Source organism: Candidatus Nitrosotalea sp. FS (assembly GCF_011319475.1).
In the GTDB taxonomy this organism is placed as follows: Archaea; Thermoproteota; Nitrososphaeria; order Nitrososphaerales; family Nitrosopumilaceae; genus Nitrosotalea.
The window spans coordinates 12,485-13,021 of record NZ_RCMC01000181.1 but is presented as its reverse complement, the minus strand read 5'-3'; the positions used below and the strand labels follow the sequence as shown (position 1 = coordinate 13,021).

Here is a 537-nt window from a genome sequence, read left to right as displayed (position 1 = left end):
CTTGATCTTATGTTATCATGCTTGTGTTATTTTATTCTGATCTCCAAGTGATTTCCCTCTGTGGTGTAGTAGAGATTTTGGTAAGGATAATGTGATGTATTGATTCTTGATAAACTTCCATTAAACGATTGTACCAAATGTGTAGAATCGTACAGGTCTGCAATCTGTTTTCCTAGACTGAAATCAAAATGAAGATGAGGATCTGATAAAAGCACATACTTGTTTGGGTTGGTAGTCCATGTTAGCGCATAATAATAAACAAATGTATTCTTTTTGTGAAAGACATCATCGAGGACCCATGAATATGTAGGTCCTGCAAAGATGATTTTATTGCTAGTGTACTTGGTATCATTTAGTATGTACGACATTGAAGTATACTGTGCCGATGTCATGTCAGTAGTGATGACCTCTACAAGGTTTATCATTCCAAAGATGCCAATTCCTAAAACTGAAACTATGATGCACATGCTTGCAATCTGTTTTCTTGGAATTTTCTTAGATAATTTTACTATCAGGACACCTGCTGCAATACACATT

The 537-nt window shown here is 35.2% G+C and carries 1 protein-coding gene; it reads right to left on the bottom strand.

The features are described from left to right. Nucleotides 1-26: 26 nt before the first annotated feature. Nucleotides 27-537: hypothetical protein (locus DYY66_RS06670; RefSeq protein ID WP_166287290.1), on the bottom strand; the 511-nt coding region annotated here is incomplete at its 5' end.